This is a genomic window from Synechococcus sp. 1G10 (assembly GCF_002252625.1).
In the GTDB taxonomy this organism is placed as follows: domain Bacteria; phylum Cyanobacteriota; class Cyanobacteriia; order PCC-6307; family Cyanobiaceae; genus Regnicoccus_A.
Genome location: NZ_NQKW01000012.1, coordinates 63,005 through 78,423, shown reverse-complemented (window position 1 = coordinate 78,423; position 15,419 = coordinate 63,005). Strand labels below are relative to the sequence as shown.

The window sequence follows — 15,419 nt, the reverse complement described above, 5'->3', positions numbered from 1 at the left end:
GCCACGCAGATCCAGGGGCGCATGCCGAGGCGGTAGGAAAGTTCCCACTCGCGGCCCATGTAGCAGAAGACGCCGATCAGGAAGTGGAAGACCACCAGCTGGTAGGGACCGCCGTTGTAGAGCCACTCGTCGAGGCTGGCGGCTTCCCAGATCGGGTAGAAGTGCAGGCCGATGGCGTTGCTGGAAGGAACAACGGCGCCGGAGATGATGTTGTTGCCGTAAAGCAGCGAGCCGGCAACGGGCTCACGGATGCCGTCGATGTCGACGGGAGGAGCAGCGATGAAGGCCACGATGAAGCAGATCGTGGCAGCCAGCAGGGTGGGGATCATCAGCACACCGAACCAGCCCACATAGAGGCGGTTGTTGGTGGAGGTGACCCACTCGCAGAACTGGCTCCAGGCAGACGCGCCTTGGCGCTGCTGAAGGGTGGTGGTCATGAGAGCGTGAGTGTGTGCCCCGGAAGGAGCGGGTAGGTAGAACGACAACCCGGATCAGAAATTTCTGTCCGCTCGGCTCGAAAGCCTGTCGCCTGCTGCAATGTAACAGACCATTGCGGGATGTGTGAAGCGCTTAAGGTTTGCTTCCGGCTTCAGCGGGGCGCGGCTCCAGGGTGGCGGCTGGCTCGTCGCGACCAGGCCACTTCCGTGCATGCACGCTTGTTAGCGTCCAAACTCGCCTGAGTAAGCCGATGGCTCGGCCGGAGCAGCAGTTGGGAATGAATCCGCACCTCTCCGCTGCCGACGGCGAGCGGGTGCTGCTGATTCGCCTGCCCTGCAATCCGATCTTCCCGATCGGCCCGGTCTATCTGGCTGATCACCTGCACAAACGCTTCCCGGAGCTGCCCCAGCGAATTCTCGATCTGGCGGCTCTGCCTTTGCTGGATGTCGAGCGGGTGCTGTTGGACACGATCGAGGCCTTTCGCCCCACCCTGCTTGTGTTCTCCTGGCGCGACATTCAGATCTATGCGCCGGTGGATGGTCGCGGCGGCAATCCCCTGCAGAACTCATTCGAGGTGTTCTATGCCTCCAATCCCATCAGACGACTGCGGGGTGCCCTCGGTGGCCTGCGCCTGATGGGGGCGTTCTATGGCGAGCTATGGCGCAATCTGCGTCTGGTGCGCCGCGGCCTGCGCCGTGCCCGCCGCTTCCAGCCGGCGGCGCGGGTGGTGATCGGCGGCGGGGCGGTGAGCGTGTTCTACGAGCAGCTTGGCAAGAGCCTGCCAGCGGGCACCGTGGTCTCGGTGGGGGAAGGGGAGCCTTTGCTGGAGAAGCTGATCAGCGGCCGCTCCCTGGCCTCCGAGCGCTGCTACGTGGTGGGTGAGCTGCCTCGGGAGGGCCTGATCCATGAGCAGCCCGAGGGGGTGATCAAAACCGCCTGCGACTACCCCTACATCGCCTCGATCTGGCCCCAGCTCGACTGGTATCTCGAGGGAGGTGATTTCTACGTTGGCGTGCAGACCAAGCGCGGCTGCCCCCACAACTGCTGCTACTGCGTCTACACCGTGGTGGAAGGCAAGGCGGTGCGGGTGAATCCGGTGGAGGAGGTGGTGGCTGAGATGCGCCAGCTCTACGACCGTGGCGTGCGCGGCTTCTGGTTCACGGACGCCCAGTTCATTCCGGCCCGTCGCTACATCGAAGATGCCAAGCAGTTGCTTCGGGCGATTCTGGCGGCGGGCATGGATGACATCCGTTGGGCGGCCTATATCCGCGCCGACAACATCGACGCCGAGCTGGCCGAGCTGATGGTGGCAACCGGCATGGACTACTTCGAGATCGGCATCACCTCCGGCAGCCAGGAGCTGGTGCGCAAGATGCGGATGGGCTACAACCTGCGCACGGTGCTGGAGAACTGCCGCCTGCTGGCCAGAGCCGGTTTCCGCGAACACGTGTCGGTGAATTACTCCTTCAACGTGATCGACGAGCGGCCAGAAACCATCCGCCAGACAGTGGCCTATCACCGCGAACTGGAGTGCATTTTCGGGGCCGACAAGGTGGAGCCGTCCATCTTCTTCATCGGCCTGCAGCCCCATACCCATCTGGAGCAGTACGGCTTCGAGCAGGGCCTGATCGAGCCTGGCTACAACCCGATGAGCATGATGCCGTGGACGGCCCGCAAGCTGCTCTGGAATCCCGAGCCGATGGGCAGCGTGTTCGGCCGGATCTGCCTGGAGGCCTTCGAGACCAACCCCGGCGATTTCGGCCGCACCGTGATGGCGCTGCTCGAGCGGACCTACGGCCTGGCCCCCCTGGAGGACGCACTGCATGCGCCGGTGGAGGGTCGCAAGGCGCTGGCCACGGCGGTGCGCTGATCCCGGCTCACCAGAAGCGCCTCCGCACCCAGAGCAGAGCGGCCAGTCCTGCCCAGCCGAGCAATCCACCGATCGGGTTGGGATCAGCCCCACCGGGGCCGGCCAGCCAGAGAGGCACTGTGGGGCTGATCTGCAGCGGCCCAGCCAGCAGGGAAAACCATCCGCCCACCAGGCCACCGTGCAGGCCCACGGCACCCCAGAGGGAGCCGCCGTCGGCTCGCCGCTGCAGCCCCAGCGCCAGTCCGAGCAGCAGCAGACCCACCAGCAGCCCGGCCATCGGCGCGAAGCCGAGATTGAAGCGGGTGTGGGCGAGGCTGAAGATTGCCGCCTGGCCGATCAGGGCCCGCTGATCGGCCTGTGCTCCTCCGCCAAGCCGCTGTCTCAGCTCACCCCAGAGCCAGCCGCGGAACACCAGTTCTTCGGCGAAGCCGACCCCCAGGATCAGCAGCACGGCATTGACGACCTGGGCCCACGTCAGTCCGCCATTCCAGCGGGCCTGCCCGCTGATCAGCAGCAGACCCGCCACAAAGACCAGCAGGAGCAGGGCTTTGAGCAGACCGCGCAGCAGGGAGCGCAGACCCACGCCCCAACCCATGGCAACCCCGAGCGCCCGCCACGGCCGCCGTTCACCCCAGGCCCGGTCCAGGCGCAGGGGCAGGGTCAGCAGCAACAGCAGGAAGGAGAGCCCCGTGCCCAGCAGGGCAATCTGATCAGCCCTCCAACCGCCCAGAAGACCTGTCGCCGCCACCGGTTGCACCGTCAACCAGCCGAGGCCATAGAGCAACGGCAGGTAGAGCAGCGTGCTGATCCAGCCCAGCCAGGCGCGCCGCGGCACTCAGCTCTCCGGCTCGATCGTGCTGGTCAGGCCTTTGGCCTTGAGGGTCTCGCTGTAGAACTCAGCGGGCTCCAGATCGCAGACGATCACCAGGCCGACGCCGGTGTTGTGCGCTTCCAGCATCACGGCGATGGCGTCCTGTTCACTCAGGGAGGGCACCACCTGGCGCAGGGTGCCCACCACGTACTCCATCGAGTTGACGGGGTCGTTGTGCAGCAGCACCTTGTAGCGAGGCGAGGGCTTGCGCACCCGCTGCTTCTCCTTCTCGATCACCGCGGCACCGCCGGGCGAGCGGCTGGGGGTTTCCACGGCGAGGGGGGGAGCCATCAGCAAAGGGGAGACGATCATCCGGCAGGAACAGTTGGGGGTATCGCTGGCGACAGGACCTTGGCCCGCGGAGCAGGGTCCCAAATTAGGCGGCGGCCCCTGCTGTCGCAGGCATCAAGCAGCCCCGCGCGATCCGGGTCATCGCCTCCTCCACATTTGCCCGGCTGTTGAAGGCCGAGAGCCGGAAGTAGCCCTCACCGGCGGCGCCGAAGCCGCTGCCCGGGGTGCCCACCACATGGGCCTCGTTCAGGAGCTGGTCGAAGAAGCCCCAGGAATCCACTCCCTCAGGGGTTTTCAGCCACACGTAGGGGGCCTGCTCGCCGCCGTACACCTCCAGGCCGGCAGCCGTGAGTTCGCGGCGGATGATTGCCGCGTTCTCCATGTAGAAGGCCACCAGTGCCTTCACCTGGGCCTGCCCCTCAGCCGAGTACACCGCTTCGGCACCTCGCTGCACGACGTAGCTCACGCCATTGAACTTGGTGCTCTGGCGGCGGTTCCATAGGGCCCAGAGCTCGGCGCTCTCCCCATCCGCACTGGTGCCCATCAGGCCCCTGGGCACCACGGTGATCGCACAGCGGGTGCCGGTGAAGCCGGCGTTCTTGGAGAAGGAGCGGAACTCGATGGCGCACTCGCGCGCCCCATCGATCTCATAGATGGAATGGGGCAGCTCGGGGTCCTGGATGAAGGCTTCGTAGGCGGCATCGAACAGGATCAGGGCGCCATTGGCGCGGGCGTAGTCCACCCAGGCTTTGAGCTGCTCCCTTGTGGCAACCGCACCTGTGGGGTTGTTGGGGAAGCAGAGATAGATGAGATCCACCGGCTCGCTCGGGATCTGGGCGCTGAAGCCGTTCTCGGCATTGATCGGCAGGTAGGTGAGGCCGCCGTACTGGCCGTTGCCATCAGCGTCGCCGGTGCGGCCGGCCATCACATTGCTGTCCACATAAACCGGATACACCGGGTCGGTCACGGCGATGCGGTTGTCCGGCCCGAGGATGTCAAGGATGTTGGCGCTGTCGCACTTGCTGCCGTCAGAGACGAAGATCTCCTCGGCGCTGATCTGGCAGCCGCGGGCCTGGAAATCGTGCTTGGCGATCGCCTCCCGCAGCCACAGGTAGCCCTGCTCGGGGCCGTAGCCGTGGAAGCCCTCGTGGGTTCCCATGGCGTCGATGGCTGTTTTCATCGCCTCGCGGCAGGCCAGGGGGAGAGGTTCGGTGACATCACCGATGCCCAGGCGAATCAGCTGGGCCTCCGGGTGGGCTTCGGCAAACGCCTTGACCCGCCGGGCGATCTCCGGGAAGAGGTATCCCGCCTTGAGCTTGAGATAGTTGCCGTTGATCTGAACCATCTCGCGCGGAGCTGCTTTGACTGCTCGGATTGTCCTATGTAGCGGTGGTGGGCTGGCTGGCTTCCAGCGGCGACCGCACCCAGATGCCTGGTTTCACTGCATAGCTCCCATCCACCGGCGCGATCAGTTCCGCCCGCTCCGGTTGGAGCTGGTGCACCAGCTCATGGAAGCCGCGTGAGAGCTTCGGGGCTTTTGAGAGTTTGATTTCGTACACCCGCCGGCGCTGGCCCCGCTCCAGCACCAGATCCAGTTCGGCCCCATTGCTGGTGCGCAGGAAATGGGGGCGCCAGCGTGGATGGGCAGCAATCAGCTGCTCGATCACGAAGCCCTCCCAGCTCTCGCCGGCCTGGGGGTGGGCCAGGAGATCGTCGTAGGTCTCGATGCCGAGCAGGTTGTGCAGCAGGCCGCTGTCGCGCAAATACAGCTTGGGCGAGCGCACCAGCCGCTTGCTCAGGTTCGCTTCCAGCGGCGGCAGGCGCCGCAGCATGAAGGTTTGCTCCAGCACTGCCATCAGCTGCTGCAGCCGGGCGCTGCGTAGGTCCAGCAGCCCCGACAGTCGGCTGGCATTGAGAGTCTGGCCCTGGCTGTGGGCAAGAAGGCGCCACAGCCGCTCCATGAGTGGCAGAGGCAGCCCCAGCTCGAGGGAGGCGATATCCCGTCCCAGGAAGGTGTGGATGAAGTCCTCACGCCAGTCGATGCTGTCTTCTCCCGTGGCGGCCAGCAGGCTCTCCGGGAAGCCACCGCGCAGCCACAGCTGCTGCCAGCTGCTGGTGTCGCTCACCTCCTGCAGCAGAAATGGAGTGAGTTCCACCTGGGCGATGCGTCCTGCCAGGCTTTCGTGGCTCTGGCGCAGCAGGGGCCCGGAGGCCGAGCCCAGCAGCAGAAAGCGACCGGGCCGGCGATCCCGGTCGATCTCGGAGCGCAGCAGGCTGAAGAACTCCGGCAGTAGCTGGATTTCATCCAGACACACCAGCTGGCTGCGGTGGGCCTCGAGGAACAGCTCCGGCTCTGCCAGCTTGGCCCGATCGCCGCGGTCCTGGAGATCCAGCAGCACGCCATCGCCGCGCTCCGCCAGAAGCTTTCTGGCCAGGGTGGACTTGCCGCACTGGCGTGGCCCCAGCAGCAGGGCCGCTGGCGCCCGAGCCAGGGCCTTCGCCAGGCCCGCGGCTGCATTCCTAAATAGATAACCATGCATTTCTGCATTTTAAGCGCAGAATTGCATGGTTAATGCTTTGGTGGGGAAGTCCGGCTTTGCCTGCTTGGTCTCTGGCCTCCATACGATCAAGGCTGCACCCAGCCGCCACCCCCCGTGACCGTCGCCCCTGCGAGCGAGCCGATCGAGTGGGCGCCGATCGATTTCGATCGCCTGGTGGATCCCACCATCGCCAAGCCAGGCCGCTACCTCGGCAATGAGCTGGGGGTGGAGCCCCGCGACTGGTCGGCCGCCGCTGTGCGCTGGGCTCTCACCTACCCCGAGATCTACGAGGTGGGTGCCAGCAACCTGGGCCACATCATTCTCTATTCGATCCTCAACGCCGTGCCTGGCCAGCTCTGCGACCGGGCCTACCTGCCGGCGCCGGATCTGGCCGCACGGCTGCGGGAACGGCAGCAGGCCCTGTTCGCGGTGGAAAGCCGCCGGCCCCTGCCCGCCTTCGACCTGCTCGGCTTCAGCCTCAGCTACGAGCTCGGAGCCACCAACATTCTGGACATGCTGGATCTGGCCCATGTGCCGATCCACGCCTCAGGCCGTGGCGACCTCCCCTTGGCGGATCCCGCTGCTCCGCCGCTGATCTTCGCCGGTGGCCCCACCGCCACCAGCAACCCCGAGCCCTTCGCCGCGTTCTTCGATTTCATCGCCCTCGGCGACGGCGAGGAACTGTTGCCCGAGATCGGTCTGGTGGTGGCGGAAGGCAAGGCTGCCGGCCTCAGCCGCTCCGCCCTGCTGCGGGATCTGGCCCAGGTGCCAGGGGTCTACGTGCCATCGCTCTATGGCCCCGGTCCCGATGGCATCAGCCTGGTGCCACTGGTTGCCGGCGCGCCGCCGCGGCTGCTGCGCCGGGTGGCCACGCCCATGCCCCACTACGGCATGGGGCTGGTGCCCCACATCGAAACCGTCCACGACCGGCTCACGATCGAGATCCGCCGCGGCTGCACCCGTGGCTGCCGCTTCTGTCAGCCCGGCATGCTCACCCGCCCGGCCCGCGACGTGGAGCCCGAGGCGGTGATCGAGGCGGTGGAAACGGGAATGGAGCGAACCGGCTACAGCGATTTCTCCCTGCTCTCGCTCAGCTGCTCCGACTACCTGGCCCTGCCGGCGGTGGGGGTGGAGCTGCGCAACCGCCTGGCCGAGCAGAACGTGAGCCTCACCCTGCCCAGCCAGCGGGTCGATCGCTTCGACGAGAACATCGCCCATATCCTCGGCGGCACCCGCAAGGCCGGGCTCACCTTCGCCCCGGAAGCCGGTACCCAGCGCCTGCGCGACATCGTCAACAAGGGCCTCACCGACGCCGAGCTGCTGCGCGGCATTCGCACCGCCATGGAGAGCGGCTACCGCAAGGTCAAGCTCTATTTCATGATCGGGCTGCCCGGTGAAACGGATGCAGATGTGCTCGGCATCGCCGACACCTGCCGGTCGTTGCAGCAGCAGTGCCTCGACCTGGGGCGCCTGGAGCTGAATCTGACGATCAGCAACTTCACCCCCAAGCCCCACACTCCCTTTCAGTGGCACAGCGTGTCCACATCGGAGTTCCGGCGGCGGCAGGAGCTGCTGCGGCGGGAGCTGCGCACGCTCAGGGGCCTCAAGACGAACTTCACCGATGCGCGCCTCTCGGCGATGGAAGACTTCGTGGGGCGTGGGGATCGGCGCCTGGCGCCGGTGATCGAAGCCGCCTGGCGCGCCGGTGCCGGCCTCGATGCCTGGTTCGAGACGGTCGAGGCCACCTATGCCGCCTGGACCGGTGCCATCGAGGCGGCGGGGCTGGGCGGCCGCTATCGGGCCCTGGAGCTGGGCGACTGGGGCGCGACCGGTGCCAGGACTACCTCCGACCTGGCGGCCTTCTGCGCCCAGCCCCTCCCCTGGGATCACATTGACACCGGTGTCGACAAAGGATGGCTGGCGGAGGACCTGCAGCGGGCGCTCGACGCGGTGGTGGTGCCCGACTGCTCCTTCGACGGCTGCAGCAGTTGTGGCGTCTGCGGCCCGGAGTTCGGCCACAACGTGGTGGTGGAAGCTCCGCCGATCCCCGTGCAGCAACCCACCCGCGCTCCTGCCAGTGAACGGTTGCAGCGCCTGCGCTTCGGTTTCAGCAAAACCGGTTCCCTGGCCCTGCTGAGCCACCTCGATCTGGTGCGGTTGATGGAGCGGGCCCTGCGCCGCAGCGGCCTGCCCGTGAGCTTCACCGGTGGTTTCCATCCGCTGCCCCGCCTGCAGTTCGCCCTGGCGCTGCCCCTGGGGGTGGAAGCCGGCGGCGAGTGGTTCGATCTGGAGTTCAGCGGCAGCGTCGACCCCCCCGGCGCCTTGGCACAGCTTCAGGCCACCCTGCCCGAAGGGCTTGTGCTGGCCGGCGTGGAGCAGGTGCCAGTCAGCGCGCCGAGCCTGTCCCAGGAGCTGGAGGGGGCCGAGTGGCAGGCCGACCTGTTGGCCGTCGCCCCTGGCCCGGGTACCGCAGCCTGGGGGCCTGCCCTGGCGAGCCTGCTCACAGCGGCTGAACTTCCCTGGAGCGACACCGACAAGAAAGGGCGGCCGCGCCAGCGGGACTGCCGGCCCTGGCTCGAAGAGCTCACCTTGTTATCCGCAGAGGATGAGTCTTGCCGGTTTCGCCTTGGGGCCCGGATCGATTCCCAGGGGCGGAGCCTGCGCCCGGAGCAGGTGCGCTTCTGGCTTCAGGAGCGGCTGGGATGTGCTCTGCAGCTCCGGCATGTGAGCCGTGAGCGGCTGCGGCTTCGATCAGCTGAGCCAGGGACTCAGGAAGGCCCGTGCTAACTTCGGCAGAAGACGGCAGTTCTGTCTGTAGATTCCATTCTGCAGACTCTGTCTTACGGCCCATGGTTCCGTAAGGCCTGTTCCGCGCTTTGGCCGGTCTCGTTCCGGCAGCATCGCCGCGAATGGAGGTTGATCCTCCTGAGGATGCTCCTCAAAAGGTTTTTCTCCTCCGTCTTCTTCCTGCTGGTCCAGCAGTCGAGCAGCTTTGCGTCGCGCTCTGCCCGGCGGGTTTGTGCTTCAGGGATCCACTCCCATCCATGGCATGGCTCCAAAGAGCCACCCCCTATCCTCCATGCCCCAGCAGATCGTCATCGCTGAGCAACTGCGGATCGCCGCGGTGCTCACCGACGAACGTGTTGATGAACTGGTCGTAGCACAGGGTCGCTATCAGATAGGCGACGTCTATCTCGGCCGAGTTGAGAATGTTCTCCCCGGTATTGATGCCGCTTTTGTCAACATCGGCGAGAGCGAAAAGAATGGCTTTATTCATGTCACCGATCTCGGCCCCCTGCGCCTGAGAAAAGGTGCTGCAGGCATCACCGAACTACTTGAGCCCCGCCAGAAGGTGCTCGTTCAGGTGATGAAGGAGCCCACCGGCACCAAAGGGCCTCGCCTCACCGGCAATCTCACCCTGCCCGGCCGCTTTCTGGTGCTGCAGCCCCAGGGCCAGGGTGTGAGCATTTCACGGCGTATCAGCGGTGAGAACGAACGCAACCGTCTCAGGGCCCTTGGGGTGCTGATCAAGCCCCCCGGCGCGGGCCTGCTGGTGCGCACCGAAGCCGAGGGCGTGAGCGAAGACCAGCTGATTGACGACCTCGAGAGCCTGCTCAGGCAGTGGGAGGGGATTCAGGAGGCCGCTGAGACGGCCACCCCTCCGGTGCTGCTCAACCGCGACGAAGACTTCATCCACCGGATCCTGCGCGATCTCTACGGCCCCGAGGTCTGGAGGGTGGTGGTGGACACTCCCGCCGCGGTCGCCAGGGTGAACGCCTTCCTCGGCGTCGATCAGGCCAATCTGCTGGTGGAGCACCACAGCGATGGCACCGATGTGCTCGAGCACTACCGGGTGAACGCCGCCATCCGTGATGCCCTCAAGCCAAGGGTTGACCTGCCATCCGGCGGTTACGTGATCATCGAGCCCACAGAAGCGCTCACGGTGATCGATGTGAACTCGGGCTCGTTCACCCGCTCCGCCAGTTCACGTGAAACGGTGCTCTGGACCAACTGCGAAGCCGCCGCTGAGATTGCCCGTCAACTCAAGCTGCGGAACATCGGTGGGGTGGTGATCATCGACTTCATCGACATGGAGTCGCGCCGTGATCAGTTGATGCTGCTGGAGCACTTCACCCAATCGGTGCAGGACGACGCGGCCCGCCCCCAGATCGCTCAGCTCACCGAGCTGGGTCTGGTGGAACTGACCCGCAAACGGCAGGGTCAGAACATCTACGAACTGTTCGGTCGTGCCTGCCCCAGCTGCGGTGGCCTCGGCCATGTGGCAGTCCTGCCGGGCAAGGACACCCTCCAGCCCCTGGCCACCGTCACCGGCCTGGTGCGCTCGGCCGCTTCGGCGCGGGCTGAAGTGCCCAGTCCCAACGGGGCCGAACCCGCCACGGGCCGACGCCGCGGTGGCCGCGGCGGCCGCGGCGGTCGTGGCGCCGGCGAAGCGGTCGAGACCGCCCCTCCTGCAGCCACTTTCTTCCCAGACATACAGGACGCGGCCCCTGCCGCCGCGACGGAGCCAGGCCATGGCGGCCCCGCCGCTGACAACAGCGCCGGAAGCAACCTCAGCCGCCGGCAGGATCCCGATCTGGTGGCGGTCCCCATGGACGCTGACCAGGAACTCGTCTACGGCTGGATGGGCCTCAGCCCTGCCCTGCTGCTGGATCCGCCCCCCACTGGCGAGAATCTGGTGGTGCGAGTCGTGCGGCCCGGCGAAGACGGGGATGCGGTGCTTGAAGCCGCCCGCCAGCAGCTGGCGGTTTCCGGCTCTCGCCGGCGACGCCGCGGTGGCCGTGGTGGCAGTGGTGGCAGTGGTGGCGAATCCCCAGCCCCCAGTGTCCGCACGATCGGGGAGACCCCAGCTGTCCGCCGCGACGACGACGCCCAGGCGACGCTCGTGGAAATCACCCCCTTGCCTGACGCCTTTGGCGAGCCCGACGAGGCTCCGATGACCACCGTGATCGAGTCCTCGGTGATGCACATCCCCGTTTCCCAGGTGTCTTCGCCGGAGTCGCGGCGGGTGGGTCGCTCCCAGCCCAGGACACGCCGTCAGGAACTGCGCGAGGACGGCGGGGGCAGCGCCGTCGCCGTGGCCGAAGCCCCCCTGGAAGCTCCACCAGTGCCGCTGCTGGAAGAGCGTGAGAGCGATGCCAGCGGTGAGCCCCGCCGCCGCCGTCGCCGCTCCTCCGCCAGCGTCTGAGTGGTTCAGAGGGCCCTGGCGGGTGTGGATGAGGTGGGCCGCGGCTGTCTGTTCGGCCCGGTCTTTGCCGCCGCTGTGGTGTTGCCGGCCCAGGCGGCGGCACCCCTGGCCGCGGCTGGTCTGACCGACAGCAAGGCCCTGCGCCCTCTCCATCGCCAGCGGCTGGTGCCTCTGATCACTGCCTGGGCCTCAGGCTGGGCGCTTGGTCAGGCCTCTGCCTCCGACATCGACCGCGTCGGCATCAGGACCGCCACGGAGATGGCCATGCTCAGGGCCCTGCAGCGCCTGTCCCAGGCGCCGGACCTGGTGGTCGTCGACGGTGTTCTGCCCCTGCGGGTGTGGCCGGGCCGGCAGCGCACTCTTGTGCATGGCGATCGCCGTTGCCTGGCGATCGCCGCCGCCAGCGTGCTCGCCAAGCAGGCCCGTGATGCCCTGATCGTGCGCCTGGCGGAGCGCTTCCCCGGCTATGGCCTCGAGCGCCATGCCGGCTATGGCACCGCTCTTCACCGGGAGGCCCTGGCCCGTCTTGGCCCAAGCCCGCTGCATCGCCTCAGCTTTCTGGGACGGGTGCTCAGCGGCCCTCGCGCCAGTGGCTGAAATCCTTGAGGAGCTGCTGGCTCACCCGCGAGCGGATGCCCAGCAGAACGCCGCCCAGCAGGGAGCGGCCGGTGGCTTCGAGCACCCCTGGGGCAATCAGGCGCAGCATCGGCGGCCTGCTCACGCTCACGGCCATCTGGGCCTCCCCCTCCAGCCCCTGGCCGCCCACCTCCAGCCAGGAGGTCAGATTCAGCTGGAAGTCGTCCACCAGGCCAAGCCCCTCCAGGTGGCACCCCACAGCTTCGAGCTCCAGACGTCCTGGCAGCCGCTGGGCGCGCAACTGCACGACCGGCTTGACCTGCAGCTGGAACACCTGGAACCGCGTCACCTCATAGCGGTAGGTGCCCGGGCCGAGGCGGGTCAGCTGGCTGGGATCGAGCAGAGCCTGAATCACTCGCTCCTCGTCGTCGAGGTAGGTCACCAGTTCCTCGGCCCGCTCGTCGATCGGGAGGCTGAGCTGCTGACTGGCACTGAAGGCCAGGGTCATCGCCTCGTCTCGGTGGGCGGGGAGGGATGATCTTATCGACTGCCGTTTCACCCCCTTCACCATGCGTCTTGCCTTCCTCGGCCCTGCCGGCACCTACGGCGAGCAGGCGACGCGGCAGCTGGCGGCCCTCGAGGGGATCGACGCGCCGGAATTGCTGCCCCAGAGCGGCATCCGCTCGGTGGTCAAGGCCCTGGCGGAGGGTCGCTGCGATGCCGCCGTGGTGCCCGTGGAGAACTCGGTCGAAGGAGGCGTGACCGCCTGCCTCGATGGCCTCTGGGAGCACCCCGAACTGCGCATCCGTCGCGGTCTGGTGTTGCCGATCCGCCATGCCCTGCTGGGCTCCGGGCCGATCGAGCGGGTCAGTGAGGTGCTCTCCCATCCCCAGGCCCTGGCCCAGTGCAGCCTCTGGCTGAGCGAACACCTCAGTGAGGCCCTGCAGCTGCCCACCAGCTCCACCGCCGAGGCCGCCCGGCTGGTGGCCGGCAGCCGCTTCCGCGCAGCGGTGGCCTCTCCCCGGGCCGCCCAGGAGCATGGGCTCAAGGTGCTGGCCTACCCCATCAACGATGTGCCAGGAAACTGCACCCGTTTCCTGATGCTGCAGCGGCAGGTGGGGAGCCGGACTGCCGATGCGGCCACGCTCTGCAGCCTGGCTTTCTCACTGTGCAGCAACAGCCCCGGGGCCCTGCTGGAGGCCCTGAGCTGCTTCGCGATGCTGAAGCTGAACATGAGCCGGATTGAGTCACGCCCTTCCAAGCGTGAGATGGGCGAGTATATCTTCTTCGTCGATCTGGAGCTGCCGGCGGATCCCGCTCTGCTGGAGGAGGCGATCGAAGCCTTGCGCGGCCATTGCCAGCACCTGGCCCTGTTCGGGAACTACCCGCTCACCAATCTTTCCGAGGAGCAGTAGCGGAACACCCCGAAGCGCATCATCCCGGTGCTGAAGGCCCAGTGCATCAGCAGGATCGTGGGGGCTTCGCGCAGACCCTGCAGCACGGCTGCAGGTCCAAGGCTGAGGATGGCGCCAGGACGCCGAATCCCCTCGAGGATGGAGTCGATCCAGGAGGGCAGGGTGGCCTCACTCCAGTCTGCGGTATCCACCAGCCCGCCCCGCCGATGGGGGCTGGCCTCGAGGTTGCGGCGGAACGAGGGGATGGAGGCGAATTCCGGATGGGCCCATTGGTGCAGCAGCTGATCCATCACCCAACGCTCCAGACCGTTGAGTTCGCCGTCGGCAGGATCGCGCCGGTTCCAATCGGCCACCACCAGCTGCCCTCCGGGCGTCAGCATCCGCAGCAGTTCGTCGGCGTAGCGCTGCTTGTCAGGCATGTGCGGCCCGGCTTCCACGCTCCAGACGGCCTGAAAACTTGCGTCCTCCAGCTCCAGCGCCAGGGCGTCCATCACCGCGAAGCGGCACGAGAGCCCGGCGGGGGTGAGCTGGCGGGCCCGCTCTACCTGGGCTGGGCTGATGCTGATGCCGAGCACATCGAAGCCGTAGTCGCGGGCCAGGATGCGGGCGCTGCCGCCGATGCCGCAACCCACGTCGAGCAGGCGGGTGCCGCGGGGCAACCGGTCCAGGCCCGACCAGCGCACCAGCTCATGCACGAACTGCTCCTTGGCGGCCCGGAAATCGCGTGATTCCGGGGGGGTGCCGTAGTGCCCCAGGTGCACGTGCTCACCCCAGAGATTTTCCAGCAGACGATCACCGGTCCAGCGGTCGTAGGCCTCGGCCACGGTGGCCGTGCTCTGGAAGCGGCGGTCACGGCGCTGCCATTCCCGCACCAGACCAAGACCGAGCAGACCGGCTCCAGCGCCGATGGCCAGAGGCGGCAGCCAGGTTGGAAGGGGCATCAGGAGGGTTCTTGCCTGGGTTCGCCCAGGTCCTTGAAGGTGTCCTTCAGAACCGTGCGTGCCGCGAGCTGCCGTCGGGTCTGGTCGAGCAGGGCGAATTCCTGGCGCAGGCGTTCGGAGGTGTCGGTGAGCTCCAGCAGGGCCTGTTGATGGTCCGCCACGGGCCCCCCCAGGTGAGAACCGATCCAGAAGGACAATTCGCGCGGAAGATCGGGCAGATCAGCTGGAAGGGTGGTCGGCTTGCCGATCAGTTTGCCGGTCAGATCCACCACATCCCTCAGGGCCTGGGTGACCTGTAAGCCAAGATCCTGAAGCACGTCGTGGCTGGTGTTGGGATCGTCCTCGATCCAGCTGACCATGGCCACACGGAAAGGGGCCTCCCGCACCACTTCAAGCACGCGAAATCGTTGCTGGCCGAGGGTGACGATATTGCTGCGATCATCGTCCTGGGTCTGGTGTTGAAGAATTTCAGCGCAGCAGCCCACCTGGGCCATCTCCTGCTGATTTGGGTCCCAGCGCACCACACCGAAACGACGGTCAGTCTCAAGCACCGTTCGCAACATCATGCGATAACGGGGTTCAAAAATATGCAGGGGTAAAACTTCCTGCGGGAACAGCACCACATCCGGCAGGGGGAAGAGTGGGAGTTCCCTCACGGCCAGATCACTCACGGAAGGTCGGCGGGGCGGCAATGGGTGGTTGGAGGTTTGGTCAGCGAAGCTGCTTGAGGTGCCTGATGGTCAAAATCAGTCTAGAAAAAAAGGACCCACCAAGAGGGTGGGTCCAGGAATTCGTCGCGTCGGGCCGGCCTGGAGCTCAGAGCTTCACTTCGATGTCGACACCACTGGGCAGATCAAGCTTCATCAGCGCGTCGATCGTCTTGGCCGTTGGGCTGTAGATGTCGATGATGCGACGGTGGGTGCGGGTCTCGAAGTGCTCACGGGAATCCTTGTCCACGTGGGGCGAGCGCAGCACGCAATAAATCCTGCGCTTAGTGGGCAGGGGGATCGGACCGATGGCCGTGGCGGCTGTGTGATCGGCCGTTTCGATGATCTTTTCGCAGGAGAGGTCCAGCATGCGGCGATCAAACGCCTTGAGACGGATGCGGATCTTCTGCTGGGCGATGGCGGCTGACATGGCAGGACTCGTGGGAACGCAGGCCTTGGTGGACACCGCGGCCGAAGGACAGGAAAAAGGGGGAAGGGAGGCTGGAGAGTGGTTGGCCGAGGCCAAGCTCGTTTCCGCCGAAGACAACCGATGCCGGTTGGGGG

At 66.6% G+C, this 15,419-nt stretch carries 13 protein-coding genes and 1 pseudogene; 5 read left to right on the top strand and 9 right to left on the bottom strand.

Annotation, left to right across the window (positions count from 1 at the left end; genetic code table 11):
- A pseudogene (locus CJZ82_RS11565) lies at nucleotides 1-437 on the bottom strand (photosystem II q(b) protein); the annotation flags it as partial.
- Nucleotides 438-688: 251 nt separating this feature from the next.
- On the opposite strand from CJZ82_RS11565, the gene CJZ82_RS11560 reads away from it, so the two are divergent.
- Entirely contained in the window at nucleotides 689-2,308 is a 1,620-nt protein-coding gene (locus CJZ82_RS11560) for a photosystem II high light acclimation radical SAM protein (RefSeq protein ID WP_094555920.1), read from the top strand.
- 7 nt (nucleotides 2,309-2,315) lie between these two features.
- Here the strand turns inward: CJZ82_RS11560 and CJZ82_RS11555 are convergent, their stop codons facing one another.
- The 4 genes from CJZ82_RS11555 to CJZ82_RS11540 all read right to left on the bottom strand — a co-directional run bounded on the left by CJZ82_RS11555 (nucleotide 2,316) and on the right by CJZ82_RS11540 (nucleotide 6,010).
- Nucleotides 2,316-3,143 (bottom strand): CPBP family intramembrane glutamic endopeptidase, encoded by an 828-nt coding sequence (locus tag CJZ82_RS11555; RefSeq protein WP_094555919.1) that lies wholly within the window; start codon nucleotides 3,141-3,143, stop codon nucleotides 2,316-2,318.
- Complete coding sequence (gene clpS, locus CJZ82_RS11550) at nucleotides 3,144-3,470, bottom strand: ATP-dependent Clp protease adapter ClpS (RefSeq protein WP_094555935.1); 327 nt, start codon at nucleotides 3,468-3,470, stop codon at nucleotides 3,144-3,146. It abuts the gene before it with no gap.
- 85 nt (nucleotides 3,471-3,555) lie between these two features.
- On the bottom strand, nucleotides 3,556-4,815 hold the full coding sequence (locus CJZ82_RS11545) for an LL-diaminopimelate aminotransferase (RefSeq protein WP_094555918.1): 1,260 nt from the start codon (nucleotides 4,813-4,815) through the stop codon (nucleotides 3,556-3,558).
- 34 nt (nucleotides 4,816-4,849) lie between these two features.
- The gene (locus tag CJZ82_RS11540; RefSeq protein ID WP_094555917.1) at nucleotides 4,850-6,010 is read right to left on the bottom strand and encodes an ATP-binding protein; all 1,161 of its coding nucleotides are present in this window, start codon (nucleotides 6,008-6,010) and stop codon (nucleotides 4,850-4,852) included.
- A 114-nt stretch (nucleotides 6,011-6,124) separates the two neighbouring features.
- Here CJZ82_RS11540 and CJZ82_RS11535 point away from each other — a divergent pair, with 114 nt between their 5' ends.
- From CJZ82_RS11535 to CJZ82_RS11525, 3 genes are all read left to right on the top strand, one after another.
- The gene (locus tag CJZ82_RS11535) at nucleotides 6,125-8,797 is read left to right on the top strand and encodes a TIGR03960 family B12-binding radical SAM protein (protein ID WP_094555916.1); all 2,673 of its coding nucleotides are present in this window, start codon (nucleotides 6,125-6,127) and stop codon (nucleotides 8,795-8,797) included.
- 292 nt (nucleotides 8,798-9,089) lie between these two features.
- Entirely contained in the window at nucleotides 9,090-11,216 is a 2,127-nt protein-coding gene (locus CJZ82_RS11530) for an Rne/Rng family ribonuclease (RefSeq protein WP_094555915.1), read from the top strand.
- On the top strand, nucleotides 11,217-11,813 hold the full coding sequence (locus CJZ82_RS11525; RefSeq protein ID WP_094555914.1) for a ribonuclease HII: 597 nt from the start codon (nucleotides 11,217-11,219) through the stop codon (nucleotides 11,811-11,813). It abuts the gene before it with no gap.
- Here the strand turns inward: CJZ82_RS11525 and CJZ82_RS11520 are convergent.
- Entirely contained in the window at nucleotides 11,788-12,300 is a 513-nt protein-coding gene (locus tag CJZ82_RS11520; RefSeq protein ID WP_094555913.1) for a DUF1997 domain-containing protein, read from the bottom strand. The genes CJZ82_RS11525 and CJZ82_RS11520 overlap by 26 nt on opposite strands.
- 61 nt (nucleotides 12,301-12,361) lie before the next feature.
- Between CJZ82_RS11520 and pheA the strand changes: the two genes are divergently transcribed.
- Nucleotides 12,362-13,207: a prephenate dehydratase gene (pheA, locus tag CJZ82_RS11515; protein WP_094555912.1), complete on the top strand. Its 846-nt coding sequence runs from the start codon at nucleotides 12,362-12,364 to the stop codon at nucleotides 13,205-13,207.
- Here the strand turns inward: pheA and CJZ82_RS11510 are convergent.
- From CJZ82_RS11510 to rpsJ, 3 genes are all read right to left on the bottom strand, one after another.
- Nucleotides 13,174-14,148, bottom strand: a complete 975-nt coding sequence (locus CJZ82_RS11510; protein ID WP_094555911.1) for a methyltransferase domain-containing protein — start codon at nucleotides 14,146-14,148, stop codon at nucleotides 13,174-13,176. The genes pheA and CJZ82_RS11510 overlap by 34 nt on opposite strands.
- Nucleotides 14,148-14,819: an LON peptidase substrate-binding domain-containing protein gene (locus tag CJZ82_RS11505; protein WP_094555910.1), complete on the bottom strand. Its 672-nt coding sequence runs from the start codon at nucleotides 14,817-14,819 to the stop codon at nucleotides 14,148-14,150. Before CJZ82_RS11505 ends, CJZ82_RS11510 begins: the two co-directional genes overlap by 1 nt.
- A gap of 145 nt (nucleotides 14,820-14,964) precedes the next feature.
- The gene (gene rpsJ / locus CJZ82_RS11500) at nucleotides 14,965-15,285 is read right to left on the bottom strand and encodes a 30S ribosomal protein S10 (protein WP_094555934.1); all 321 of its coding nucleotides are present in this window, start codon (nucleotides 15,283-15,285) and stop codon (nucleotides 14,965-14,967) included.
- Nucleotides 15,286-15,419 lie beyond the last annotated feature (134 nt).

Bases quoted from the DNA above. Each gene is read 5' to 3' on its own strand.
- CJZ82_RS11510 (WP_094555911.1), bottom strand. From the start codon at position 14,148: ATGCCCCTTCCAACCTGGCTGCCGCCTCTGGCCATCGGCGCTGGAGCC.
- CJZ82_RS11530 (WP_094555915.1), top strand. From the start codon at position 9,090: ATGCCCCAGCAGATCGTCATCGCTGAGCAACTGCGGATCGCCGCGGTG.
- CJZ82_RS11545 (WP_094555918.1), bottom strand. From the start codon at position 4,815: ATGGTTCAGATCAACGGCAACTATCTCAAGCTCAAGGCGGGATACCTC.
- clpS (WP_094555935.1), bottom strand. From the start codon at position 3,470: ATGGCTCCCCCCCTCGCCGTGGAAACCCCCAGCCGCTCGCCCGGCGGT.
- pheA (WP_094555912.1), top strand. From the start codon at position 12,362: ATGCGTCTTGCCTTCCTCGGCCCTGCCGGCACCTACGGCGAGCAGGCG.
- rpsJ (WP_094555934.1), bottom strand. From the start codon at position 15,285: ATGTCAGCCGCCATCGCCCAGCAGAAGATCCGCATCCGTCTCAAGGCG.
- CJZ82_RS11520 (WP_094555913.1), bottom strand. From the start codon at position 12,300: ATGACCCTGGCCTTCAGTGCCAGTCAGCAGCTCAGCCTCCCGATCGAC.
- CJZ82_RS11540 (WP_094555917.1), bottom strand. From the start codon at position 6,010: ATGCATGGTTATCTATTTAGGAATGCAGCCGCGGGCCTGGCGAAGGCC.
- CJZ82_RS11560 (WP_094555920.1), top strand. From the start codon at position 689: ATGGCTCGGCCGGAGCAGCAGTTGGGAATGAATCCGCACCTCTCCGCT.